The sequence below is a fragment of the Pseudomonas sp. Irchel 3A7 genome (assembly GCF_900187565.1).
GTDB lineage: Bacteria > Pseudomonadota > Gammaproteobacteria > Pseudomonadales > Pseudomonadaceae > Aquipseudomonas.
On the sequence record NZ_FYED01000010.1, the window covers coordinates 170,488 to 194,643 of the forward strand.

20 protein-coding genes and 1 pseudogene are annotated in these 24,156 nt (G+C 58.0%); 9 read left to right on the forward strand and 12 right to left on the reverse strand.

Annotated elements, in window-relative coordinates:
* Nucleotides 1–280 precede the first annotated feature (280 nt).
* A complete protein-coding gene (locus CKW21_RS17900) occupies nucleotides 281–916 on the reverse strand; it encodes a TetR/AcrR family transcriptional regulator (protein WP_095195281.1) in 636 nt (211 codons plus the stop codon).
* 98 nt (nucleotides 917–1,014) lie between these two features.
* Between CKW21_RS17900 and CKW21_RS17905 the strand changes: the two genes are divergently transcribed.
* The gene (locus CKW21_RS17905; protein WP_095195282.1) at nucleotides 1,015–2,265 is read left to right on the forward strand and encodes an NAD(P)/FAD-dependent oxidoreductase; all 1,251 of its coding nucleotides are present in this window, start codon (nucleotides 1,015–1,017) and stop codon (nucleotides 2,263–2,265) included.
* Between the two features lie 118 nt (nucleotides 2,266–2,383).
* Here CKW21_RS17905 and CKW21_RS17910 read toward each other — a convergent pair whose 3' ends face one another.
* The 5 genes and pseudogenes from CKW21_RS17910 to CKW21_RS17935 form a co-directional block, all read right to left on the reverse strand.
* The gene (locus CKW21_RS17910; RefSeq protein ID WP_095195283.1) at nucleotides 2,384–2,941 is read right to left on the reverse strand and encodes a lipocalin family protein; all 558 of its coding nucleotides are present in this window, start codon (nucleotides 2,939–2,941) and stop codon (nucleotides 2,384–2,386) included.
* A 155-nt stretch (nucleotides 2,942–3,096) separates the two neighbouring features.
* Nucleotides 3,097–3,396, reverse strand: coding sequence for a hypothetical protein (locus CKW21_RS17915; RefSeq protein ID WP_095195284.1), 300 nt, complete (start codon nucleotides 3,394–3,396; stop codon nucleotides 3,097–3,099).
* A gap of 210 nt (nucleotides 3,397–3,606) precedes the next feature.
* The gene (locus tag CKW21_RS17920; protein ID WP_095195285.1) at nucleotides 3,607–4,539 is read right to left on the reverse strand and encodes a universal stress protein; all 933 of its coding nucleotides are present in this window, start codon (nucleotides 4,537–4,539) and stop codon (nucleotides 3,607–3,609) included.
* A 1,064-nt stretch (nucleotides 4,540–5,603) separates the two neighbouring features.
* The gene (locus CKW21_RS17930; protein WP_095195286.1) at nucleotides 5,604–6,569 is read right to left on the reverse strand and encodes a ribose-phosphate pyrophosphokinase; all 966 of its coding nucleotides are present in this window, start codon (nucleotides 6,567–6,569) and stop codon (nucleotides 5,604–5,606) included.
* 123 nt (nucleotides 6,570–6,692) lie between these two features.
* Nucleotides 6,693–6,935 (reverse strand): annotated as a pseudogene (locus CKW21_RS17935) (phosphoribosyltransferase family protein); the annotation flags it as partial.
* 333 nt (nucleotides 6,936–7,268) lie between these two features.
* Between CKW21_RS17935 and CKW21_RS17940 the strand changes: the two are divergent.
* Entirely contained in the window at nucleotides 7,269–8,159 is an 891-nt protein-coding gene (locus CKW21_RS17940) for a universal stress protein (protein ID WP_095195287.1), read from the forward strand.
* Nucleotides 8,160–8,299: 140 nt separating this feature from the next.
* On the opposite strand, the gene CKW21_RS17945 is transcribed toward CKW21_RS17940, so the two are convergent.
* Complete coding sequence (locus CKW21_RS17945) at nucleotides 8,300–9,193, reverse strand: polysaccharide deacetylase family protein (RefSeq protein ID WP_095195288.1); 894 nt, start codon at nucleotides 9,191–9,193, stop codon at nucleotides 8,300–8,302.
* The gene (locus tag CKW21_RS17950) at nucleotides 9,193–10,065 is read right to left on the reverse strand and encodes a GNAT family N-acetyltransferase (protein WP_095195289.1); all 873 of its coding nucleotides are present in this window, start codon (nucleotides 10,063–10,065) and stop codon (nucleotides 9,193–9,195) included. Before CKW21_RS17950 ends, CKW21_RS17945 begins: the two co-directional genes overlap by 1 nt.
* Nucleotides 10,066–10,251: 186 nt before the next feature.
* Here CKW21_RS17950 and CKW21_RS17955 point away from each other — a divergent pair, with 186 nt between their 5' ends.
* From CKW21_RS17955 to CKW21_RS17975, 5 genes are all read left to right on the forward strand, one after another.
* Complete coding sequence (locus CKW21_RS17955) at nucleotides 10,252–10,554, forward strand: helix-turn-helix transcriptional regulator (RefSeq protein WP_095195290.1); 303 nt, start codon at nucleotides 10,252–10,254, stop codon at nucleotides 10,552–10,554.
* 63 nt (nucleotides 10,555–10,617) lie between these two features.
* Complete coding sequence (locus tag CKW21_RS17960) at nucleotides 10,618–11,592, forward strand: zinc-dependent alcohol dehydrogenase family protein (RefSeq protein WP_095195291.1); 975 nt, start codon at nucleotides 10,618–10,620, stop codon at nucleotides 11,590–11,592.
* Between the two features lie 22 nt (nucleotides 11,593–11,614).
* Nucleotides 11,615–11,983 carry an antibiotic biosynthesis monooxygenase gene (locus CKW21_RS17965; RefSeq protein ID WP_095195292.1) on the forward strand — a complete coding sequence of 123 codons (369 nt, stop codon included), beginning with the start codon at nucleotides 11,615–11,617 and terminating at the stop codon, nucleotides 11,981–11,983.
* A gap of 968 nt (nucleotides 11,984–12,951) precedes the next feature.
* The gene (locus CKW21_RS17970) at nucleotides 12,952–14,397 is read left to right on the forward strand and encodes a mechanosensitive ion channel family protein (protein WP_095195293.1); all 1,446 of its coding nucleotides are present in this window, start codon (nucleotides 12,952–12,954) and stop codon (nucleotides 14,395–14,397) included.
* 658 nt (nucleotides 14,398–15,055) lie between these two features.
* Nucleotides 15,056–16,048, forward strand: coding sequence for a TerC family protein (locus CKW21_RS17975; protein WP_095195294.1), 993 nt, complete (start codon nucleotides 15,056–15,058; stop codon nucleotides 16,046–16,048).
* A 207-nt stretch (nucleotides 16,049–16,255) separates the two neighbouring features.
* On the opposite strand, the gene CKW21_RS17980 is transcribed toward CKW21_RS17975, so the two are convergent.
* The 3 genes from CKW21_RS17980 to CKW21_RS17990 all read right to left on the reverse strand — a co-directional run bounded on the left by CKW21_RS17980 (nucleotide 16,256) and on the right by CKW21_RS17990 (nucleotide 19,939).
* Entirely contained in the window at nucleotides 16,256–17,854 is a 1,599-nt protein-coding gene (locus CKW21_RS17980; RefSeq protein WP_095195295.1) for a hypothetical protein, read from the reverse strand.
* 12 nt (nucleotides 17,855–17,866) lie between these two features.
* A complete protein-coding gene (locus tag CKW21_RS17985; protein ID WP_141232988.1) occupies nucleotides 17,867–18,955 on the reverse strand; it encodes a hypothetical protein in 1,089 nt (362 codons plus the stop codon).
* A 111-nt stretch (nucleotides 18,956–19,066) separates the two neighbouring features.
* Complete coding sequence (locus CKW21_RS17990; protein ID WP_095195297.1) at nucleotides 19,067–19,939, reverse strand: YafY family protein; 873 nt, start codon at nucleotides 19,937–19,939, stop codon at nucleotides 19,067–19,069.
* 117 nt (nucleotides 19,940–20,056) lie between these two features.
* Between CKW21_RS17990 and CKW21_RS17995 the strand changes: the two genes are divergently transcribed.
* Nucleotides 20,057–20,314, forward strand: a complete 258-nt coding sequence (locus tag CKW21_RS17995; RefSeq protein ID WP_095195298.1) for a hypothetical protein — start codon at nucleotides 20,057–20,059, stop codon at nucleotides 20,312–20,314.
* Between the two features lie 137 nt (nucleotides 20,315–20,451).
* On the opposite strand, the gene CKW21_RS18000 is transcribed toward CKW21_RS17995, so the two are convergent.
* Nucleotides 20,452–22,245, reverse strand: a complete 1,794-nt coding sequence (locus CKW21_RS18000; RefSeq protein WP_095195299.1) for an alpha/beta fold hydrolase — start codon at nucleotides 22,243–22,245, stop codon at nucleotides 20,452–20,454.
* A gap of 611 nt (nucleotides 22,246–22,856) precedes the next feature.
* On the opposite strand from CKW21_RS18000, the gene CKW21_RS18010 reads away from it, so the two are divergent.
* Nucleotides 22,857–24,107 (forward strand): OprD family outer membrane porin, encoded by a 1,251-nt coding sequence (locus CKW21_RS18010; RefSeq protein ID WP_095195301.1) that lies wholly within the window; start codon nucleotides 22,857–22,859, stop codon nucleotides 24,105–24,107.
* Nucleotides 24,108–24,156: the final 49 nt, after the last annotated feature.

A 24,156-nucleotide genomic window follows, 5' to 3' on the forward strand; every position in this document is an offset into this window, starting at 1 on the left:
TGGGTCGGTTACTGCCATTTGTGACCGGCAGCTATGGGCCGTTTTCTGCCTTTCACCACCGGCAGCTTTGGGCGTTTCCTGCAAGCATCCCGGCAGCTTTGGTTCGTGTACGGTCCCTCGCGAAGGATTGAATCAACCCATGGCTATCCCTCGACCAAATGCGCTTTGACGCGATTTCCCTTGCATCGTAGCGAGCATTGGCTGTGTCACCGCATGTCTCAGCTCATGCCATACCGTCATCCAGTGGGGCTACCCTGTGAAAGGCTGAGCTGATGTCCAGTTAAGACCGATGTCTGCTGTCATACGTAAGAAACGCATGGATAGCATCGACGATCGCCGGTTCGATCTGGCTCAAAACTAGATCGTGCGGTGGATGCAAGATGGCCGTATGCACCAGCGACTCTGTCATGCGCATAGTCATCCACGCGGCCACGGCGAGGTCGGGATGTCTGACGTCATCGGGATGATCGGCCAGCAGGCGCTGGATATGCCGGTGAATATCGGCTTCCACGCCTTTGCCGCTGTTATTGCCCTCAAAAAACGGCCGTTCGTTCTCCAGCAGGCGATGCAACTGCGGCTCGACCTCATGGGCCGCCATGGCCGCCCGGACGAGTCGCACGATTTCGCCACGTAAGCCGCCATTGCCGGGGGCGTTGAGAATGGCTTCGATGGAGCGGGCCATCTGCTCGGCGTGACGGCTGTGCAAGGCCACCAACAGGGATTCCTTGTTGGGAAAATACTGGTAGAGCGATCCGACGCTGACACCGGCCTGTTGCGCCACGACGTTGGTGCTCATGCCGGCATAGCCGCGCTCCAGTAAAACGCGAGCACTGGCTTCGAGAATGGCATCGACCATCGCCACGGAACGGCTCTGGCGCGGGAGTTTTCGAGGTTTTGACAGGTTGGGATCGGGCATGGTCTGGCGCGAGTAGTGAATGCGAGTGATGGCTCGTATTATTGGTTTTCCGAAGCCTGGCGTCAACGCGACACAGGTAGGACTGACAGAGGATAACCATGAAACACGTTTTGATAATTGGCGGTGGCTTTGCGGGCCTGTGGAGTGCTGCCTCCGCCGCCCGGCAACTCGCAGAGCTGGGGAAATTGGCTCAAATCACCCTCATCAACCCTGAACCATGGCATAGCATTCGCGTCCGCAACTATGAGGCTGATCTCTCGGATACCCGGGTCGATCTGTCTTCGGTGCTTGAACCGATCGGCGTCGATTTGCTGATTGGCAAGGCCACTTTCATCGATACGGATTCGCGGGTCGTCACGGTGCAAACCCAAGCACCAACGCACGAATCGACCCTGAACCTTCCCTACGACACATTGATTCTCGCAAGTGGCAGTCATCTCGTACGTCCGTCGACTCCCGGTGTGGCCGAACACACTTTTGATGTCGACACTTATAGCGCCGCACTCAAACTGCAACGTCACATCGATGACCTTGCGACAGCCCCGGCCATGCCCGGCCGCTTTACTGCACTGGTGATCGGCTCAGGGGCAACGGGAGTTGAGATCGCCTGCGAACTTCCTGCTCGTCTTCGCGCTGCGGCTGGCAGTAGCGATGGCTCGGGCACACCTGCCCCGGTACGAGTGATCCTGGCCGATCGCGGGCCAAAGATTGCGCGCGGCCTGGGAGGCGGACAGCCCGTCATCGAGCGCGCGTGCCGCGAACTGGGAATCGAATTGTTGACTGATTTCGGCCTTGCGTCGGTGGACAGCCATGGCGTGATACTTAGCGATGGGCGCCGCATAGAGGCGTCAACTGTCGTTTGGTGTACGGGTATGCAGGCCAATGAACTGACGCAATGCGTAGAAGCGAAACAAGACAGCCACGGCCGGCTGAAAGTCGACGAATTCATGCGCGTCTCGGGCATCGACCATCTGTTCTGCGCGGGCGATGTTGCCCACGCGCTGATCGATGGTGACCGACCGTCCGTCATGTCCTGCCAGCATGCACGCCCCATGGGCCGCTTCGCCGGACATAACGCAGTGAATGAGCTTTTTGGCCTACCCATGCAGCCCTTGAGCATCGATTGGTACACCAACATTGTCGACCTTGGCCCTTGGGGGGCGGTCTATACACAGGGCTGGGATCGAGAGGTTGTTGCAGAGGGTGCTCAGGCCAAAGCCACCAAATCGGTAATCAACTGCGAGCGGATTTACCCACCCCGCCAAGGCAACCGAGAGCAGATACTGGCAGCGGCGACACTAGACCTGCAACGACCACCGCAGCTCAAGCCTACGGCAACGACGTCATAGACAAATGGTGTGGACCTGCTCTCGCTGGCAACTCTGCCTTGCCCGCGTGTGGCCGTTCTCTGATACTCACGTTAGGCAGCAAACGGTAGACTGCTGCCTACGCTCCATTACAAGTTGACTAGGGCTTGGACGGATCTGCCGGACGCCAGATTAGTTTGCTGGTGTCATACCCCTGTCGCTGAGCAATCTTTAGCAGCTGTTCGCGGTTGACGCCGTTGATTTCAGATGCGCGTGAAAGCACCCATAGATATTCCCGGTTCGGGTGGCCGACCAGTGCGAACTGGTAGGCGGGGTCGTGGTAAAGCACCCAATACTCACCTTTGGTTATTCCTGGTGCAACGCGGCTGAACCAGTTATCAAATTGCACCCACAGTTTGTCTGTCTTACCTGGCTGCTGCGATTCGGCAATTCCGCGTACCTCTTTCCAGTCGCCATCCTGTTCCCTGCAACGATTGGTGACGTCAATGCGGCCATCATCACGTAGACCATAATGCGCTTCTGACTGCTGGCAATTGCGCTGAAAGAACATAGGTAACCTGGCCTGCTCGTACCAGGTGCCCTGGTATTTTTGCAGGTCGACTTGCATGGTGGCGGGAGGGGAGTCCTGGCTTGAGCCAGCGCACCCAGCGAGTGCCAATCCCAGACAGGAAAGTAGAACGATCTTGCGAATCGACATATAGACCTCCAGGTTGACAGAAGAAACACACATGTCATTGGAGGTAGGTGAGAGTGAAAAGTGCTATCGATTTCTTGATGGCGGCGTTCACTATTGGCACGGGCCGATTGCTGCCTTTCGCGATGGGCCACTGTCGACCCAAAGCGGTCAAATCACTAAACGCGTGTTCCACCGACAGAGAATGGAATTCGCTGAATCTCCGTCTCGCTCATTACTCGCCAATCACTTGGCAAAATACCGTACTCGAACTCGGCACTTTCCAGCGCCTCATCCAACCCGACCATCAAGTGGTCGCCTTCAATCTGGAGTTCTCCGTAGTCCTGAAAGCGTATTTCCAGATACACCAGGTCATCGCCTTCGACCTTCAGGCCGAAAAGCACGATGGCGGTTACGTCAGGCCGGAATTCGCTGATTGTCCTTACATAAGCAAATAGGTGACTCGTGGACTGGGGCATGGCGTTGGCCGCATATATTGATGGTGGGTTACGGCATTCTATATGACTGCTTTTGGCCGATAGGTGCCTGTCGCGAAGGGCTTCATTCGACCCAAAAGTGCGAAGATCAAAAGTGCCAACGAAACACGTGACAATTCATCCAACAGGCATGACTGGCCTGATGTGCCATGCCAAGGCAAGGCAGATGGTCGGGCGGTACATGACTCGCGCCTAAGTATGCGGCCGATGGTTATTGTGGCTATACGGCCAAGAGGATGTCGCAGTATCTGCCAGTGTACCGTGTGATGGGGCAGCCAGTTCCTCCAGATGGTTAATGACGTCGTCCGGTTTGAGCACCAGTACGTCGCTGTCCAGGGTGTCCAGAATCATCTCGGCGGTGTTGCCGATCAATGCGCCGGACAGTCCGGTACGGGCCACGCTGCCGATCACCGTGAGCACGGCTTCGAGCTTGTGCGCGATGTGCGGGATCAGCACATCGGCAGGACCTTCTTCGATATGCAGGCGGTCGTCGCTGACGTCGAATTCGGCCTGAAATGACTTGCACAGTTCGCGATACAGCCCCTGTATGCTTTCTTTGAGTTGGAACACAGAGTCGGCCGCCGACAGCATGGGATAGGGATGAGCGCTCAACATATGCAGCGTGCCGCCGGCCAGTGCGGCGATGTCATAGCCGTGGCTGACGATGCCGGAATGCAGGACGCGATGCTCCATATCACTGCTGCCAGCATCTATTGCCGCGAGGATGGTGCCACCGACCCACGGCTTTGCGGATTTCACGATAAGCACCGGACTGGGGCAGTATCGCAGTAACTTCCAGTCCTCCGGGGTGAGCAGGGCCTTCATCAGCGGGGTGTCAGGCAGGTGCTGCTTGATCACCAGGCCGCAGCCCTCCGTTTGCTGGGCGGCGATGATGGTCTTGTGTGAACTCCCATGCCAGGCCTGCTGGGTGCTGACGCTATAACCCTCCTCTACCAGGACGCCTTGCATGTCGTTCAAGTAGGAACTGTGCTGCTGTCTCTTGTCGCAGGCCAGAAGATGCAGGTGCGACTGGGTAGCGCTGGCAATCATTCTGGCTCTATTCAGCGTGAGGTCGTTGGACTGCTGCGAATCCACCACCACCAAGGTATTGCGAATGGTGTGCATGAGCGTCTTCCTGTGCGGGAGTACAGTTTTCATGTGGGGCGGCGGCACGGCGTTCTAGACCTATGCCGTTTCGGGGTGTACGCGTTAGGCCACCCCTTATCCGCCCGTCAGCCGGAAGCTCACTTACCGAAATCATGCACGCGACAGCTAAAATCGAATGCCTGCCAGCCCAGCCCGATTGTTGACGCTCGATTCGAGTTGGCAGTAATTACCGGAACGGCTGCTGATCGCTCATGCAACTGCGCAAGTTAAGCACTGGCGCTGTTCTACCATTGCATCTATATTGAGTTGTAACGCGACCGGTACACTTCGTACCGACTAAACTGCGTTCTTACTGATGGTTGCGCTACTGGAAAAGAAGCGTGTGAACGTCGGCCGCGTTCAATTCCAAGCCTGCGCCTATCCGCCCGCGCATTTATTACGCGCAGAGGGATACCTCCGCCCTTGGTGGAGTAAATCGAGGTGATTTATTGCGGGCGTTTTTGCCCGCTCAACTCGGTTGCTAAGTATGACGACTATTCTGCTTAAGGCTTAGTTAGTTGGTCGGTTGATTTAGTTGATTTTCACCTAAGAGCCCCCCTGAATCGACCCTGTTCGATCTGAGGGAAATGCGCTGTTCTGCTGGTTGGACGGCTGAAGCATGTCCGGTATAAGCACCGTTTGAATTTGTCTGAATGACAGTTCTTGGCCGGTTGTTGACTGCCACCAAGGGCTGCGATCGACCCATAGCTGCCATTGAACAACGACAGAGTTTGGCCGATAGCGGTTGGGTGATGGTTCTTTTAGATGGATGTTTCAAGGTCGAAATCGTCCTTTATAGTTTCTATCCTTTTATCCAATCGTCCTCAAGGTAGGGCATAAGGCCTGAACAACATCCGGGATGTATCGCTGACGCCCCCTAAGTGTCTATCGTTTGCCTGCTCAATCTGACCAGTTCGGTACATTTAATTAGTGCGCTATCGACCAGCAGTCGGAAGTTTTCATCGTTTCGATCGACCATCATTGAGGTCGTTGAATACGGCCCGCGACAGTGTTGAACTCACCCCTATCGATTTCCCCAATGCTCAGACCTGATCAAAGGCCCCATTCTCCGCCAGCAGGGTGGCGGTAAGGGCCGTGCTGTCGAGTACCTGCACGTGGCGCGCGATACAGTCAGGCGGCAAGCGAAACGGCGGCACAGAATCAGTGATCGCAATGTGTTCGAAAAGAGGTGGGTCGAACAGCCGACTGCCCGCGGTAAACAAACCATGGGTGGCGGCTGCGAACAGTCGGGCGGCGCCAGCCTTTTGGCACGCAAGGCCAGCATGTTTCAGCGTTTCACCCGTGCTGATCAGGTCGTCGAAAACAATGGCTGTCTTGCCTGAGACTTCGCCGATCAAGAGGGTGCCTGTCAGCGTGGCCTGATTGCGGTGCTTTTCCATCAATGCACTGCCGACCGAACGGCCCAGTTGTCGCTCCAGGGCTTGACGAAACTGCTCGGCGCGCTTGGTACCCCCTGAATCCGGGGAAACTGCAACCACTTCGGCGTTGCCGACGAGCCCGGCGAAATGCTCGGCGAACAGTTCGGTGCACTGCAGATTCCAGGCTGGAATGCGAAAGGCGTTGTCGAACGCTGCCGGATTGTGCACGTCCAGGGCGATCAGGCGATCCACGCCACTGGCTTCAAAAAAGGTGGCCACATAACGCGTGATGGTCGGGTCTTGAGGCTGGCTGCGACGATCCTTGCGCCCGTAGCAGAGGTAGGGCGTCACCACCTGCACATGACGAGCGCCGGCATCCTTGAGTGCACCGCAGAAGAACAACAGGCGGCACAGCTTATCGTTTGCGCTCTGCAGGCCATCCCCATACAAGGAGTGGAACACCACGACTTCGCGACCGTTCACCGAATCCAGTGGTCGGCATTTATGTTCGCCGTCTTCGTAGTCGCGCTCCTCGTGGCGCCCCAGTGGGCAGCCAAGCCGCTGAGCGATGCGGCTTGCATAGAGTTCAGTGCCTTGCAGGGCAAAAAGAAGCGGGGGCTGAGTGAGCATGCATAAGCTCCTTGGAGGCCGGATATCAAATGCGCCTCACCTGAAATGGCACGTATCCATAACCGATACCGCATTGCCGCTGTAGAGCCTGAGTAACGGGACAGCCCTTGAAAGGCCGCTGGGTCAGCGGGCAGCACCGTGACGAACCACGTCAATGCAAAACTCCGTTTCGCAGGGCGGTTCGTTGCATTCGACGATGTCACCGGTCGCCACTTGCCGATGCACGACGACAATGTCGGCATGAATCGGCTGTTGGCAAACATGGCGGTCTTCCAATACCGCAGTGTAGACCCGACGCGCCCCGAGTTGTGCCAGATACGCGCAGGTGCGCAGGAGTGAATGGCCTTCGAAAAGCACATCATCGAGTTCATCACTGTCGTACAAACGCAGTCGTTGATTCGCCAGTGGGGTCGGCATGGCAATCTCCTCAGCGTCCTGAGTAATGCACGTGTGCCAGTGCGGTTTTTGTCAACCTGACCCCATTGGCCTTGGCCTGATTGATATTGATCGACCGCAGTGAAATGAAAGGTGTGGGCCATTGAACGGTTTTGCGCGGGCACTTGATATAAATCAAGACCAGGGCGGCATCAACAGAGGACTCTGAAGGGGAAATGCTGGTGTCTGTTGCGTGAGGACACACCAGCTGTGCGCGTAGAGGGCAATTGTAAGCGCGAAGCCCCATCAGTCTGGAGTCAGATCATGAGCCAGTATCGACGGTTATTACTGATCATCAACCCGGCCCTGCGCCATTCCCAGGCGATAAGCCACGCAGCGGCCCTGGCCAAGGCCAGCGGTGCGAGTTTGCACATTGCCGCCTTGATCCCTTCCTGGAAACTGTTGTCGCTGCTCGAAGAGGGCGACCGGGAGAAGGCTCGCGAGTGTTATCTGCAAGACCATCGCGATTGGTTGAAGGACCAGGCGACAAACCTGCGCGGCAGGGGAATCGACGTGACAACGGAGGCGAATTGGGCCGATGACATGCAGCGAGACATTCTTGATCACGTCGCAGAAATGCAGCCCGACTTGTTGATCAAGCAAGTGCAGCATGAACCAGCGCTCAAGCGGGCGTTCTTCACTCCGCTGGACTGGCGCTTGCTGCGCCATTGCCCGGTCCCGGTGTATCTGGCCGGTGAAGGAGGGCTTGCCTTGCCGCGCAAGGTGGTGGCAGCGGTTGACGTTTCGAATGCCGAGCCCCAGGGCAGCGAGCTCAATGAGCGGATCATCAAGCAGGCTTGCGGTCTCGCCTTGCAGTGTGAGGCCGAGTTGCACTTGCTGTTCGCCTGTGACATTTCGACAGCCTATCTGGGCGACATAGGCGGCGGTGGCTTGACACTTTCGGACCTTGGCAGTCAGTTACGCGAGGAACTGGAAAAATCGTTCCTCGACCTGGCTGATCAATATGGTGTGCCCCCAGACCGTTGGCATTTCATTGAGGGGCACCCTGTTTCGGTACTGAGTGAGTTTGCCCATGCGCACAGTGTGGATGTGATCGTGATGGGCAGAATCCAGTCTCGTGGCCTGGAGAAGCTTTTGGGCAGCACGACCGAACACATCCTGTATCAGGTGCCTTGCAGCATTCTGGCGATCTAGAGCGACAGGGCCGGGTATTACGAAACGACAGGTGTAATGGCTTGAGGGGGGCTGTGATTTTGAGTCCCTCATTGCCAACCGAGCTGCACGATGATGTTGATGTCGCCTCCGTGGCTCAGGTCGTTCCGAACCCTTGCCACTCAGGCGGGAAACTGGGCTATCCAGCGTCGGGCAATCTCTTCGCGTCGGCAGATCCACACCGCGTCGTGGCCTTGCACGTAATCGAGAAAGCGCGCCAGCGCCATCGCACGACCAGGATGGCCACTGATCCGCCCATGCAGGCCGACGCTCATCATCTTCGGGTGTTGCGCGCCTTCCTGCCACAGCAGGTCGAAAGCATCCTTGAGCAGCCGGAAGAAGTCTTCACCGCAGGCGAAACCGTTCGGCAGCAGATAGCGGGCGTCGTTGTTGACCAGTGTGTAAGGGATCACCAGGTGGGCGGGCGAGCCCGGGAGCCAATAGGGCAGATCATCGTTGTAAGCGTCCGAGCTATAGAGAAACCCACCTTCCTCACGTAACAGGCGTCGGGTGTTCTGGCTGACCCTTCCGGTGTACCAACCTACGGGGCGTTTACCGCAGATCTGCTCGATCACGTCGAGGGTGAGGCGGATATGGCGCCGCTCCTGGTCTTCAGGCATGTCGCGATAGTCCAGCCAACGGTAGCCATGCCCGGCAATCTCATGCCCGGCAGTGCAGAGTGCATGGCCAATCGCCGGGGTGAGTTCCAGTGCCCGGCCGACGGCGAAGGCGGTCAGCGGCAGGCCTCGGGCGCTGAACAGTTCCAGAATGCGCCACACACCTGCGCGCGATCCGTATTCGTACATGCCCTCGACGCTCAAGTCCGGTTCTCCGACACGCGGCGGGCGGCCCGGTAGCTCGTGCAGCCAGGCCTCCGATTGTGCATCGCCATTTTGGATGCATGACTCCGCGCCCTCTTCGATGTTGAGTACGAACTGGACCGCGACACGCGCCTCACCGGGCCATCGCGGGTGGGGTGGGCGGCCGCCATAACCGATGAGGTCGCGAGCGGACATCAGCCGAGCTCGAAGGTCGTGACGCCGAACACACGTTCGTGCGCGATCGCCGGGGGAGGGCCGAGGTACATGCGTGCGCAGCCGAACACCTCGACCAGGCCCTGTTGGCGCACGAGCGCCATCGCGGCGGGGTTATTCTCCGGGGCATCGAGAAACAACGGGCCGTCCTCTGCAAATTCCGCCAGGCGCGCGTAGAGGGCAGTGGCTGCCAGGGCGTCATCGGCGAACAAGGGGCCGATTTTGTAGCCTTCCCGGCAGCGCCTTGCTACGCCATAACCACTTAGCCTGCCCTCGCGCCGGCAACCCACGGCGAGTGCGTCGGCTTGAGTTATCCACCCGCTCAGGAAGGTTGCGCGCGCGGCGGGGAAGCAGGTGCGGTCGTAATCGACAACCTGATCGAACGGGAAGGCGGCCAACGGGACGATGTCCTGGTCGTCTACCGGCGAGATCACCGGGCGTTGGACGGTATCGGCACGAAAACGCATGTTGCGATGGGAGAAGACGAAACCACCCTTGGCGTAGTAGTCCTGCATCGCAAAGACGCCGTCCATGCCGATGCTTGCGCCTGGGCGCAGACGGGCGAGGAGTCGCTCGCGGCGCGCGTGCCAGAGGGTATTGCCCAGACCCTGGCCGCGATATTCCGGCCGGACGATGAAAAAACCCATGAAACCGAAGTCGCCATTGTAGGAGGTGATGGCACCGCCGCCGATCAATTCGCCGCCCCGGGACGCCGCGATGAAGGCAGCAGGGTCCGTCGCCCAGTACAGCTCGGCGTCGTGAAAACCGGGATTCCAACCCTCACGGGCAGCCCAATCGACGAGCTCGTCCAGCTCGGGACGGGTCATGTTGCGTATGACCAGCTGATCCGACACCGCGCAGTTCTCCTCAGTCGTTGATCGAGCGTGGGCTCCATCATCCTCACTCAGAACCCTTTCGGTATAGCTTCAACCCGAGTATCGATCCAGTTCGTCACCTCATCTGCAGCACATGGGAAAGGGTGACGTCAGACAGACACAGTTTCGTATTGACATATCGATAAATCTCGATATCCTCTGCTCATGGAATTACTCGAAATATTCAAAGCCCTCTCAAATCCTACACGCCTTGAAATCCTGAAAGGCTTGAAGGACCCCGTAAAGAACTTCCCTCCCCAGGATGAGGGTGACGTTCTCACGGTAGGGGTCTGCGTCAGCAGTATTCAGGAAGGTATCGGGCTGTCGCAGTCAACGGTGTCTGGTTATCTTGCAACTCTGCAACGAGTGGGCCTGGTCGAAGTCAGGCGCATTGGCCAGTGGACTTACTACAAGCGCAATGAAGCAACCATCAGTGCGCTTGCCGAAATCATAGGGAAAGATCTGTAACTTTTTTTACCACAAGATATCGAGATATCTCGATATCCCTTTTTGTCGATGCGAGGATTTTCTATGAAAGCGATGGTGCTTAAATCATTTGGCGGCCCGGAATCGTTCGAACTCTGCGAGGTGCCCAAGCCAGTGCCGCGTGCGGGTCAAGTCCTGGTGCGGGTATACGCAACCTCCATCAACCCCTTGGATTATCAGGTTCGACGTGGCGATTATCCCGACTTGGTGCAACTGCCGGCCATTACCGGGCACGACGTGTCGGGCGTTGTCGAAGAAGTTGGGCCGGGTGTGACGACCTTCGCTCCGGGAGACGAAGTCTGGTACACCCCGCAAATATTTGACGGGCCAGGAAGTTATGCCGAGTACCACGTTGCGGCCGAAAGCATTATCGGGAAGAAGCCGCCTTCACTGAGCCATCTTGAGGCGGCAAGTCTGACCCTGGTTGGCGGGACGGTGTGGGAAGCACTGACCGTGCGCGCAGCGCTCAGAGTGGGGGAAAGCATTCTGATACACGGCGGCGCGGGAGGCGTAGGTCATGTAGCGATCCAGTTGGCAAAAGCCATTGGAGCGCGGGTCTTCACGACCGTGCGCGAAGCCAACTTTGAGTTCGCACGAAGCATGGGTGCCGATGTGGTCATCGACTATGAAAAGGAGGATTACGTCGACGCCATCAATCGGGAAACGGGTGGCCGCGGAGTCGATGTGGTGTTCGACACCATCGGCGGCAACACTTTGTCGCGCAGCCCCGACGTGCTCGCTCAACTGGGCCGCGTGGTCTCGATTGTGGACATTACCCAGCCACAAAACCTCGTTCAGGCCTGGGGCAAGAACGCGAGTTATCACTTCGTTTTCACCCGACAAAACCGCGGCAAGCTGGATGAGTTGAGCGCATTGGTAGAGCGCGGTCAGCTGCGGCCACACGTTGGTGCCGTCTATGCGCTTGCCGACATTGCGCTCGCCCATGCCCGGTTGGAGAGTCCCAACAACGGCATTCGAGGAAAAATCGTGATTGCAGTCGAGCCATCGCTCATCTCGTAAGTTTGTACTTTGGAGGAACGCCATGATTTATGAAATCGCTCTGCTCCCCGTCCACAAAGAACGCATTGAAATGTTCAGACGTGCATTTGCCGAGGTCGCGCCTTTGCTCACCCGCGCAAAGGGTTACGGCGGCCACTTGCTCGCGCAAGGGATTGAAACCCCCCAGCTATTCAACCTGATAGTGCGCTGGGCTTCACTTGAGGATCACACGCCGGGCTTCGAAGAGAGTGAAGACCATCGGATGTTCATGATGGGCTTGGAGGAATATTTTTCGGAAGAACCGAGGGTCTACCATATTGAAGGGGCAGCTTTTTCAGCTGGCGAACAGGCTGATTCGAACAGCACCGGCAGCATGGGTAATGCTGGAGCCTCAAAAGGTTTGTGGCTTTAAAGCGATTGGCCGTTGTCGGAGTCATGAAAAAAGCGGACGACCATCGCGAGCAAGTATTGCTCCTGCAAAGGCCCGTGTTGAACCTGTGGGAGCGAGCCTGCTCGCGAAGAATGTCTGGGTAACGCGTTCATTCAGACAGCCTGCGTTATCGTTGACGTCCTTCGCGAGCAAGTATTGCTCCTGCAAAGGCCTGTGTTGAACCTGTGGGAGCGAGCCTGCTCGCGAAGAATGTCTGGGTAACGCGTTCATTCAGACAGCCCGCGTTATCGTTGTAGTCCTTCGCGAGCAGGCTCGCTCCCACAGGGGGGAATGCGTTCATTCAGGCGGCCCGCGTTATCGTTGACGACCATCGCGAGCAAGTATTGGTCCTGCAAAGGCCTGTGTTGAACCTGTGGGAGCGAGCCTGCTCGCGAAGAATGTCTGGGTAACGCGTTCATTCAGACAGCCCGCGTTATCGTTGTAGTCCTTCGCGAGCAGGCTCGCTCCCACAGGGGGGGAATGCGTTCATTCAGGCGGCCCGCGTTATCGTTGACGACCATCGCGAGCAAGTATTGGTCCTACAAAGGCCCGTATTGAACCTGTGGGAGCGAGCCTGCTCGCGAAGAATGTCTGGGTAACGCGTTCATTCAGACAGCCTGCGTTATCGTTGACGTCCTTCGCGAGCAGGCTCGCTCCCACAGGGGTAATGCGTTCATTCGGCTGGAAAAGGGGACAGATCTATTTTTGGACGTGACGCGCCCACATGGAAAATAAATCCCCTTTTCCTGCCCCCCTTTTCCTTCAAGCAGTCAACCCAGGCGAACCTGGCTATACGAGAGAGGGGTACGAAACATCCCGATCGCCGGGACCTATCGGTTTGCCGATTGGCAGCCATACTTTTGCATCAACGGCACCGCTCCCGGGATTGCCACGGTGGTACGCCGAATGAATGCGACCTTCCGGTCACTGAACTGCGCTGGAGGTGCTTGATGCTGTCCTTGCTCTCTGAACGTCCATTGATCTGGGGCCTGGCCTTGATCCTGATCGATATGGTGATGTGGCGTGTGGTCGGTCCCCACCGGTACAACTGGAAAGTGCTCGCGCGCTTGGTCATTTTTTCGTTGTACAGCGTGCTGTTGTTCCATGAAGGCTTGAGCCCATGGGAGCCCGCACCCTCGATCGATGATGCGCCGCTGCAATTTGCGCACACGGTGCTGCAGATCATCTGGTGGCTGTTCGGCGCGCGTACTCTCACGGTGATGATCGGCGCCGTGATGATGTATCGGGTAGGGCACGCCGGGCGGTTACTCCAGGACTTGCTCGGCGCGGTGATTTTCCTGGTCGCAGTGATCGCCGCGCTGGCTTATGTGCTCAACCTGCCGGTCAAGGGGGTTCTGGCGACGTCCGGTGCCTTGGCGATCATTGTCGGTCTGGCCCTGCAAAGCACCCTCAGTGACGTCTTTTCTGGAATCGTCCTGAACACCACCAAGCCCTATAAAATCGATGACTGGATCGCCATCGACGGCACCGAAGGCCGGGTGACCGACATCGATTGGCGTGCCACGTTCCTGCAAACCTCCCAAGGCAGCATGATCGTGATTCCGAATTCGATGGCGGCCAAGGCCAAGATCACCAACTTCAGTCGGCCCAGCGACATGTTTGGTGTTTCGATCAGTTTGTTGATCAGCCCGCATGTGCGTCCAAACAAGGTCTTCGATGCCCTTGAGCGGGCCGCCCAAGGCTGCCGCATTCTGCTGACCAAACCCGCTCCCAAGGTAACGATCAAAAGTACCGGGAGCAATGGCGTGGAATACGAAGTCAGCGGCTTTGTGCTGTCGATGGATCAGAAACGTACGGTGCGCAATCAGATGTACGATCTGGCGTACCGGCATTTGCTGGCGGCCGGTATCAGCTGGATATCTTCAATTGAACAGAGTGAGCCTGCGCGGCTGTCGCGAGCCAGAGCCTTACTGGACAACACCAGCATTTTCTCGACCAATTTGAGCGAAGAAGACAAGGACCACGTCAGCCAGAACATGACCCTGCAGTCCTTTCCCCCTGGCGAAGTCATTCTGGCGGGTGGGCAGGTCAGCTCGCAGTTGTACATCATTGAGTCCGGCGTGGTGACGGTGGCCTTGTTTCGTGGAGGCGTCAAATTCGAAGCCGGGCGCATGGGGCCGGGGGAGGTGATCGGTGAAGGCGGGATCGTCTCGGGAACAGCGCTGCCGGCGGAGTTCGCCGCGCTGACTTTTTGCAATCTGTATCGGATCGAACGGGATTATCTCCAGCCGTGCGTGGAGGCACGTCACGAGATGTGTCAAGCGATGAAGGCGTTGCTGGATTTCCGCTTGCAGATAGCCCATACGATGACCCAGGAAGAGCCGAAGGCCATCGAGAAAAAAGGTTTCCTGCAGTGGCTGCGCAGCCGGGTGTGATCGGTCAACAGGTTTGAGATAAGGGCAGTGAAAAACAGTAAATCGGCTGATGCCTTCACAGCTGTTAACAGGGGAGGGGAATTGAAAAGTGGCCTGGCAAATGCTTTGCCCCCAAAGATCCGCTCAATTTGTAGTAGTAGATTCACTTGCTCCCTTCATGACTAATCCACCCTGGGTCATATTGCAATCGACAGGGTGGGTCAAACTTTCAATCAGCGGCAACCCATCGCAATCAATACTTCGTTAGTAACGAACAATTCGCAAAGAATAAACGATTTTTATTGATGCAACGTGCCCGTTAGCATGACCTCTTCCAGCCCCCTTGAACTGCGCCCGAAAGGGCTGCCGGCAATGCTGATCTTTACCTGGACCTGGCCATCGATCGCGCCGGGTGGACGCTGGCCTGGGGTCGGGAGCGTCATGGGCTCGTATTCGGGGTGGGCGATGATGCCTGCTGATGAAGATGAATGAGATCGAACACGCGGCCGAATACCTGCACGCCGGCAAGCGGGTGACTGTCCCCACTGAGTCCGTCCATGGCCTGGGAACAGATGCGCTGAACGCCTAGGCGGTGTCCGGCATTTACGCGGCCGGAAGGCGCGCGCAACGGCTTCGAGCCCGTTACTGAAAACACCGCCTATCTGTCAGGGGGCACGGCATGACCGTCATAAGCGTTGCCCAACCTTGGATGTGGGCCGCCTTTATCGGCTTCGTCCTCGCCATGCTGGCGCTTGATCTATTCGTCTTCGGCGGGCGTAAGGCGCATCGTGTTTCGGCCCGCGAAGCGCTGGCCTGGGTGATCGCCTGGACCAGCCTGGCGTTGGTCTTCGCCGTCCTGCTCTGGTGGTATCTGCACATCATGTTTGGTGCCGAAGTGGCCCAGCGTACAACGCTCGAATTCCTGATGGGTTACCTGATTGAGCAGTCGCTGTCGATCGACAACATGTTCGTTTTCGTGATGATCTTCGGCTACTTCGCCGTGCCGCCAGAGATGCAGCGCCGCGTCCTGCTCTATGGCGTGCTCGGCGCCATCGTCATGCGCGCCGGTATGATTTTCGCCGGTGTCTGGCTGGTGCAGGAGTTCGCCTGGCTGCTCTATGTCTTCGGCGCCTTCCTCGTCATCACCGGCATCAAAATGCTGATCTTCGCTGACCAGCGGCCAGATCTCGATAAAAACCCCTTGCTGCGCTGGCTGCGTAGCCATCTTCGCATCACCGACGGTTTTCACGGTGAGCGCTTCTTCGTGCGCCAGAACGGCCTGCGCTGGGCAACGCCGATGTTCCTGGTGCTGGTACTGATCGAGGCCACTGATCTGGTATTTGCGGTCGACAGCATCCCGGCTATCTTCGCCGTCACCACCGACCCCTTCATCGTGTTCACCTCCAACACCTTCGCCATCATGGGCCTGCGCTCGTTGTATTTTCTGCTTGCCAACATGGCCGACCGCTTTCACTTGCTCAAGTATGGTCTGGCCATCGTACTGATGTTCATTGGTGGCAAGATGTTGGTCGCGCCGTGGTGGCACCTGCCGATCCAATGGTCGCTGGTCATCGTCGGCGGCATCATCCTGGTTTCGGTGCTGTTGAGTCTGGCTTGGACGAAGAGCAAAACACCGGTCAGGGAAGTGCACAGATATCGATGGCGTCTGTAACAGGTACAAACGCGGAGCCGGATACGCTGATGGCGTCGGTGCTTGCCCCCGCCAAACTCAAACGTGGGTGATTTGGAGCAGCGAAAGGTTTGCCCGAAACTTCAGTAGTTCGGGCAATCAGGGGATGGGCCGAGTCACTCGACAGTTTAGGAAACAAACCGCGCTGGAGCAGCGATAAACACGCTCCTGCGCAGTAGTATCAGGCTCTCAAGCCGGGGAGGGCGCAGTCAGCAGGTACCCGTCCAACTCTTCGATCACGCTCATCGAAAGCGTCATCTGCGCATCGATACGCGTGTCCAGTGCCCCGATCATCTGCTTGTCCCGCTCAGCACGCACCGCACCAAACAGATCGATCTTGTCGAGCAGGTAGCAGACAAACGTCATGCTCAGCGCGGTCGCCGCCCCCACTAACACAGCCGTCAGCACCCCAGCAAACGGTGCAAACAGGGGGATCCCGAGAATGAGTTTCTCGGCAACTTCTTCCAGGGCCACGCCACCCACCACGACACCGCCTGCCGCAAGCAACTTCAAGGCTTCATGTGAAGCCTGGGCGAAGGTCATGTCCTTGGGCGGGAACAAGAAAGTCTTCAGTGCTTTGAGCAGCGAGAAGATCCCTTCGCGGATCATCCGTACGGCACGTTTGCCGGTGGTAACGAACAGGTTGATCATCATGGTCACGGCATTGGACACGAAGCCCGAAATGAAGCCGCCACTGAAACTGTGCAGCATCTGTTCCCATCGGCCCGCCACTTTGACGCCTACGCGATTCAGGCGCTCGCCCAGTTCGGCAAGGATGGTGTCGCTCTGACGGCCGTTGCGGTACAGGTCCTTGATCTCGTCCAAGGCGCTGCTGAACAGTTCGACCATCAGCATGCCAAAGGCCTGCTGGCTGCCCATTTTCAAGCCTTCGGTCATACCAGTCTGGGCGGCGTGGACGGTGTAGTAGGCGGCTTTTTCAGAGGTGCTGGGGCCGTGGCGTTCGGCAGTCGCTTGGCCTCGTTCCAGTGCCGCCTCTACGCGCTTGCGATCAATACCGTAATATTCTTCGTTTGTAACGTTGCGACCGTTCGAGTTCTTATCCAGCCACACCAGTTTTTCTTCATCGCTCATTGAGCTATTGATGCTGCGCTGCGTGGAGATGAGATTCTCGGAGTCGGTCGCAAAATCGGCGCGCTGGGTCTTTGACTGCATGAACCCGCCGTTCTGGTGGTAAGTCTTCAGCGGCACGATGTGGTCGGGACTGGTGTGTTTACCCATCACCGTTTCGCCCGTGTAGCCGTCGGTGAGTTGCCCCTTGTTGTCCAGTTGATCTCTGGTGAAGCTGGCGCCTACCGAAGATTTGCTATCTCCGGAGAACTTTTTGCCGTTGCTGTTCCAACCTTTGTCGTAATGATCGCGGTTGTATTTTTCTTCGTCAGGATTGGCGTAGATGTCCTGCTGGGCGTTGTTGACGGTCGTAACGTTGCCACCGTCCTTGTCGAACACCGCAAGGAACTTACCCAGTCCGAGTGGACCGGCAATGGCGCCGATAATGTCGCGCTGTGCCTTGGCCAACAGGTCGTTCACTCGAGCCTGGTCGAACTCCTGCTCGATCTCCTTCAGCAGCTCGCGGGCATCGTTGGGGGCGGCCTGTAGCGTAAGGCTCAACGAGGCGTGGTAGTCCAGGCTGGCGAGACGTGCGCTGTCGGCCTGCTTGGCCAGCAGTGCCGCTACATCTTCAGGTGCGGCAGCGGCGTGAAGCAGCGGTCGATTGGCCAGTTGCTCGCGCAGGGCCTGTTGTTTTCTGAACTGTTCGAGCTTGCTCATGGGGCGCTTTCCTTACGCGGTTTTTAGGCTGTTCCAGGCTTGCAAGAAGGCCGCTTCCTGCGGGTGTACGGTATCGTCCGAGAGCACTACCAGGTTGATGATTTCGTCGAAGATGGACAGGCTCATGCCCGATTTTTTCGCTAGCTCGTAGGCTTCCTTCACCGTTGGCGGTTGCTGGTAGATCGACTCGATTTTGGCTTTGATCGCCTCAGGGATGGCGCCGGCGGCGAGGCCATTGATGAAAAGCTCGATGTTTGACCGTTCGGATGGGGTGATATCGCCGTCGCATTGGGCGGTCGCGACTGCCACGGCGTTCAGGGCGAGGATTGCATTGAAGTGTGTGCCGGCCGCCTTGAGGCTTTCCATGGCTTTTTCGAGGCGGTCTTTGAGCACCGAGATCTCAGCCAGTTGTTCGGCTTTGGCTTGCTTGACACCCGCATCGAACCCGGCCTTGCGTACTTGCGCATCTCCGTCCAGGTTCGCTGCCACCACAGCACCGGCAACGCCAGCGCCCACGGCAGCAGCGATGGTGCCGGCCCCGGCGAGTGAGCCAAGCAGGCTGGCGCCACCGACCAGCGATCCGCCGCCGGTAAAAGGTGCTGCCGCGATGGCCCCCACCCCGATCGCGGCACCGCCGAGAACTTTCAGGTAGTCTATTTCCTTATCACCGGAGACCACGTCGCCCACGTAATCGCGAGTGGCGTCGTAGCCGTTGGATACGGTTTCGCGAGTCGCGTCGTAGGCATCAGACACGACGTCACCCACTGTTTCTGCCGCGTCGGACAGAGTTTCGACAGTGGAGCTATAGGCATTGGAGGCGGTTTCGGACACTGCATCGGCCACATTGCCGACCGTTTCGCGGGTGGCGTCATACGCATCGGAGACGGTATCAGCCACTTTGTCAGCCACGTCGCTGACGGTTTCCTTGGCCGAGTCGTAAGCTCGGGATAGGGCGTCGCCGATGGACGAGAAGATATAAGTACAACCCAATGCGTCGCGAACCATCGGTTCGCTCTCGTGGCTAACCAGGTTGGCACCGAAGCCTTGAGCCGATTGCAGGAAGATACGTCGATACATGAGCAGGCCATCCTTGGTGGACAAAAGTGCCTGCGATTCTCCATAGGGTGTGCATGATGTCAATATGCCTTTAGCCACATTTTCCAATGACCTCTGTTCATGCGATACGAAGACCCCCCGTCATTTGCATGGTCTCTACTCATAAAGCCAAGGCTTCAGCGCCTCCAGGTTTTTCACCACAATTTGCTGTGCCGACGCCTTGGGCTCAAGCTTCTTTGGATCGATCTGGTACCGCTGCAACACATATCCCACCAGCGCACACCGCGTCGGTATCACCAGTTCACCGTGCTCCATCCCAAAGTCGACCTCAATGATTGCCTTTTGCTCGAGCTTCAAACGCGAGTCCGGCTCGATGACCACATCGACAAGGGTGTTCCATTCCTCATCCTCGCCGATCAGGTTCTCGCTCATTCGCTCGAACTCCGGCTCCCCCCGGAACCTGCTCAACACAAAATCCCGATACTTTCGATTCTTCTCGCAATAAGCCCGTACATGCCAGCGCATGCCCGTGTAGACCAGGGTATGCGGCGATATCAGCCTCGTCTCCGGCACGGGATTGGACAGCGACACATATTCGATGGCGATCACCTCGCCATTGCGGCAAGCCTTGAGCAGTGGCCGCAGTACTTGCGGACGAATCGTGCGGTCCGGCACCTCCAGTACCTTGGTATGCGCATAAGCCAGTGCCAGTCCCTCTACATGCGGCGCCCGCGAGTGGGTCTGGTTCAGCAGTTGCAGATAGGCATTGGCACTGTCATCGATGAACAGCGGCTTGAATTGCTTGCTCGGTACATAACCCTTTAGCTGCTTGTCATATGTAAGGTTTTTGGGCGCATGCTCGGTGATATAGGTGTTGATGTCTTTGGACGCCTGTTGGCGGCTGATGCCGAAGCTCTGCATCAGGTGGCCCGTGGTAAGGCGGCCTTCCCACCAGGCCACGGTTTCGATCAAACGATAGCGAAGTGCTAGATCCCAGCGGACCTGGTTGATCTCTTGTGCGCGTTTCATGGCCCGTCCATGTGCGTGGTTTGTTTACCTGTACAAGTCTACAATCTATACGTGTAATAAATCACTACATATTCTTTTGCTGTCTTCGGAATAAATGACTTAGCAAAAGGATTGAACATGACTACGACGGATGTGATTTCGGCAGCGGCCCTGGTGATGATGGTGGTGATTACTGTGCTGCTGCTGGCCCATTATCTGAAGTTGCAAAAAGTGTGGGGCACGATTGTCAATTGCCGTACGACTTTGCGCTGGGCGCGCATTCATGAGTCGGAGAACAAGGAGCTTCGTTCGGCTCTACGTGCTGAGAGGGCGCATGTGGATCAGTTGCAGAGGAAGGTAACGTTGCTGGAGGAGTTGTTGCCCGAAGGCAAATGAATACTGCCCGTCGTTTATCGCACGGTCGAGACAGTTGGAGCCTGCTCGCGAAGAATGTCGAGTCAACGCGGACATCCAGACGGACTGCGTAATCGTTGACGTCCTTCGCGAGCAGGCATTGCTCCCACAGGGCAGCCTCAACGCTCCATGACATAGGTGCCAGGTGCGGGGCAGAGAGGCGGGTACTTGCGCGAGCCGAGTTTCTTCGGCGCCGGCAGGCTGTCACCCGAGCGCTGCCCGATCCATTCGCGCCAATGCGGCCACCAGCTGCCTTGCTGGCGCTCCCCGGCGTTGTGCAGCCAGGCCTCTGGGGTCTCGGCGGCGGCAGGTGCCGCGTAGTAGAACGACTTGGGGTTGCCCGGCGGGTTCACCAGGCTCTGCAGGTGGCCGGCGTTGGACAGCACGTAAGTTGTGTCCTCGCCAAACAGCCGGGCGGTGCCGTAGCAACCCTGCCAAGGGGTGATGTGGTCGGTGGTGCCGCCGACCACATAGGCACCCACCTTCACTTGGGTCATGTCGATCGATTCGCCGGCAATTTCCAGGGTGCCCGGGTTGCTGTAGGGGTTGTGCTGGATGAGGTCGAGGTAATCGGCGTGCAGTTGGGCGGGTAGCCGCGTGGTGTCGTTGTTCCAGGCCAGGATGTCGAAGGCCGGCGGCTTATTGCCCAGCAGGTAGTTGTTGACCCAGTAATTCCAGATCAGGTCGTTGGGCCGCATCCAGGCGAACATGCGGGCCATGCCCTGGCCGCTCAACACACCCTTGCGTCGGGAGCTGGCCTTGGCCGCGCGCAGGGCGGACGGGGTGGTGAACAGCCCCAGGGTGGTGTCGTCCAGCGCCGAGGGCATGTCGAGCACGCACACGGCCCAGCTGGTGTTGGCCACCTTGTGGCTTTCGCCACGGGCCGCCAGCCAGCCGAGGTAGGCCGCCAGGGTGATGCCGCCCGAGCAGGAGCCCCACATGTTCACATCCGGGCTGCCGGTGATCCTGCGTGCCACGTCCACCGCCTGGTCGAGGCACAGCGCGTAATCGGACAAGCCCCAGTCGCGGTGCTCGCGGGTGGGATTGCGCCAGCTGATGACGAAGAGGTTCACGCCGCTGTCCTGGATCCACTTGATCAGGCTTTTCTCCGGCGACAGGTCGATGGCGTAGTACTTGTTGATTTGCGGCGGCGACATCACCAAGGGCCGGGCATAGACCTTTTCGGTGGTGGGCGCGAACTGCAGCAGTTCGAACATCTCGTTGCGAAACACCACTTCGCCCTTGGCCGTGGCGATGTTTTCCCCCACCTTGAATGGCGTGCTGTCGACCTGTCTCGGGAGCCCACGGTTGGTCAGCATGTCCTCGCCGAATTGGCGCATGCCCCTGGCCAGGCTCATGCCACCGGTGTCCACCAGCTTGCGCAGCGCCGCCGGATTGGTCAGCGGCGAGTTGCTCGGTGCCATTGCATCGGCCAGGAGCGCGGCCACGAACCGTGCCCGGCTCTTTTCCAGCGGGGCAAGGTCGGTGGACTCGATGAAGCGGGTCAGCTCACTTTGGCCGGCCAGGTAGCTCTGCAGCAAGGCGCGCAGGAAGGCATTGGATTGCCAGGCCGGATCGGCGAAGCGCTTGTCCTTCGGGTCCGGGGCAATGCTGGAGTTGCCGCCGACGATGCCGCGCAGCGCCTTCAGGTATCCACCCAGATGCGCACCCGCCTTGAGCGGCGACTTGCCCACGGCCTTGAACAGGTAGCCGGCCGAGCTGGCCAGGTCCGCCGCGCGCACGCTGACCAGCGGGTTGCCTGCCAGGGTCTGGTTGGCAGCCGTACCGATCAGCTCTTGCTGCCGGGTGTTGTCCGGGAGGTCGCCATTCTTGCGAGCGCGACGCTTTCGGCCGGTCGCCGGGGGGCGCTGGGTGGGGGTTGCGGTCTCGGTCGTTCGGGTGGATCTGCTCATGGCGGCTCTCGTGATTCCGGGCGCTGTGTTGTTTGGCACCGACTCTAGGGCAGCAACGGCTACGGCCACCTCGCATCGCACGACAGCGAGTTTTCATTTCATGACAAGGGCAATCGTGGGCGGACAACTGACAGTGCCCAGGCTGCCTGCCAAGGCTGCGCAATTGGAGAGTCGCCTGCGCAATCGGGGAGGTTGGCAGGCGGTGCAGTCGCTAGTTTAGGGTCCATCCAGCAACAAGACCTTGCGACCGGAAGGCCCGGGCAACACAGGCTTACCCTCTGCGCTTTCGGGTCGACTAAGGGAAACCTTTAGCCGGGTTGAAGTTTTCCCCCCAACGGATGCGGTTCTTCTCGATACCGGTGCGGCGTCTACTGACTTATCTTGGGCTGGCAAGAGGCGTGTCGTTTGTTCCCTTGAGCCCGCCCGACGTTTTACCCCATAACAACAATAGGCCTGACCATGCTCGAATCCACCGTCCTTCATGTCCCTCATGCAATCCGCCTTCCTGCGCGAGAGGGCACGGTATTCGGCTGCCGGCATTTTTAGCTTTTAGTTTGAACCTGCTCCTATAAATACAGTGCCCCAGGCACATACAGATGTGGAGAAGTTAGATGTATGAGGTAAAACAATCTTGCCGCGGGCTCGGTATGGCCGGTGTATTGGGAATGATCTGTTCGCCATTGACGGCACAGGCCGATGTCATTGATGACAGTCACTTCAAAGTGGATACGCGTAACTTCTACTTGCACCGTAACTACACCAATACCAATGCGCCGGACTCTGAAGTGCACAGTTGGTCTCAGGGGTTCGATGCGCAGTTTACGTCCGGCTACACCGACACGGCCCTGGCCATCGGCCTTGATGTGGATGCGCAGTATGCCGTGCGCCTGGATTCGTCGGGCAATGACGGCTCGCTGCCGTATAGCGTCAGCGACCGGCAGACGGCCGATGACTACAGTCGCGCCGGTGCAACCCTCAAGATGCGCTACAGCAAGACCGAGTTGAAAGTGGGTGACCTTCGCCCGCAACTGCCGGTAGCGTTCGATGACACCAGTCGGCAACTGGATACGATCTATCAAGGGGCCGTGGTCGAGTCCAGGGAGGTCGATGGGTTGACACTGACCGGTGGCCGATTCTGGTCGGCCGTGACACGGGAGTCTTCCAATCACGAGAAACTGTACAAGTTTGGCTCCACCGATAATCTCGACAGTGATGGCCTGGACTTTGGCGGCGCAACTTACGACATTACCAAAAACCTGCAAGCCAGTTATTTCTACGGGGTGCTGCACGATATTTATCAGCAGCATTATTTTGGCCTGATGCATATGGCCGACCTGGGTAATGGCTACAAACTGAAAACCGACTTGCGCTACTTCAATAACAATGAAGATGGCAATGCTTTAAACGGTGAGATCGACAACCGTTCCTACGGTGCCTTGTTCAGCTTGCTCAAAGGCGCCCACATGTTTGGCCTCAGTTACCAGCGCATGCTCGGTGACAGCGTATTCCCCACGATGAACGGTTACATACCGCAACCTTACCTGGTGCACTGGTCGTCCCTCGGGTTTGTCCGTCCGGATGAAAGGTCCTGGGGCGCGCGCTACAGCTATGACTTTGCCGGGATGGGCGTGCCGGGGCTCAAGCTCTACACCCGCTATATCAAGGGTACCGATTGGGACCGTGGCGCCAACCTGAGCGACAACCAGGAAAGCGAACGCTTTCTGGGGCTCAGCTACGTGGTGCAGAGCGGGGCGCTGCAAGGCCTGGGGCTGGACCTGCGCAACATCGACGTGAAACAGAAGTACGGCTACGACTACAACGAATTCCGTTTTGCCACGACTTACACCTGGAAGTTCTGGTAAACCCACCCGACGTTTGACCCCATAACAATAAGAGGCCTGACCATGCGTG

Coding starts and splice junctions, on each gene's coding strand:
- CKW21_RS17940 (WP_095195287.1), top strand. CDS start 7,269: ATGAGCCAGTATCGACGGTTATTACTGATCATCAACCCGGCCCTGCGC.
- CKW21_RS17915 (WP_095195284.1), bottom strand. CDS start 3,396: ATGCCCCAGTCCACGAGTCACCTATTTGCTTATGTAAGGACAATCAGC.
- CKW21_RS17955 (WP_095195290.1), top strand. CDS start 10,252: ATGGAATTACTCGAAATATTCAAAGCCCTCTCAAATCCTACACGCCTT.
- CKW21_RS17910 (WP_095195283.1), bottom strand. CDS start 2,941: ATGTCGATTCGCAAGATCGTTCTACTTTCCTGTCTGGGATTGGCACTC.
- CKW21_RS18010 (WP_095195301.1), top strand. CDS start 22,857: ATGTATGAGGTAAAACAATCTTGCCGCGGGCTCGGTATGGCCGGTGTA.
- CKW21_RS17960 (WP_095195291.1), top strand. CDS start 10,618: ATGAAAGCGATGGTGCTTAAATCATTTGGCGGCCCGGAATCGTTCGAA.
- CKW21_RS17930 (WP_095195286.1), bottom strand. CDS start 6,569: ATGCTCACTCAGCCCCCGCTTCTTTTTGCCCTGCAAGGCACTGAACTC.
- CKW21_RS17945 (WP_095195288.1), bottom strand. CDS start 9,193: ATGTCCGCTCGCGACCTCATCGGTTATGGCGGCCGCCCACCCCACCCG.
- CKW21_RS17975 (WP_095195294.1), top strand. CDS start 15,056: ATGACCGTCATAAGCGTTGCCCAACCTTGGATGTGGGCCGCCTTTATC.
- CKW21_RS17965 (WP_095195292.1), top strand. CDS start 11,615: ATGATTTATGAAATCGCTCTGCTCCCCGTCCACAAAGAACGCATTGAA.
- CKW21_RS17905 (WP_095195282.1), top strand. CDS start 1,015: ATGAAACACGTTTTGATAATTGGCGGTGGCTTTGCGGGCCTGTGGAGT.
- CKW21_RS17920 (WP_095195285.1), bottom strand. CDS start 4,539: ATGCACACCATTCGCAATACCTTGGTGGTGGTGGATTCGCAGCAGTCC.
- CKW21_RS17990 (WP_095195297.1), bottom strand. CDS start 19,939: ATGAAACGCGCACAAGAGATCAACCAGGTCCGCTGGGATCTAGCACTT.
- CKW21_RS18000 (WP_095195299.1), bottom strand. CDS start 22,245: ATGAGCAGATCCACCCGAACGACCGAGACCGCAACCCCCACCCAGCGC.
- CKW21_RS17980 (WP_095195295.1), bottom strand. CDS start 17,854: ATGAGCAAGCTCGAACAGTTCAGAAAACAACAGGCCCTGCGCGAGCAA.
- CKW21_RS17900 (WP_095195281.1), bottom strand. CDS start 916: ATGCCCGATCCCAACCTGTCAAAACCTCGAAAACTCCCGCGCCAGAGC.
- CKW21_RS17995 (WP_095195298.1), top strand. CDS start 20,057: ATGACTACGACGGATGTGATTTCGGCAGCGGCCCTGGTGATGATGGTG.
- CKW21_RS17970 (WP_095195293.1), top strand. CDS start 12,952: ATGCTGTCCTTGCTCTCTGAACGTCCATTGATCTGGGGCCTGGCCTTG.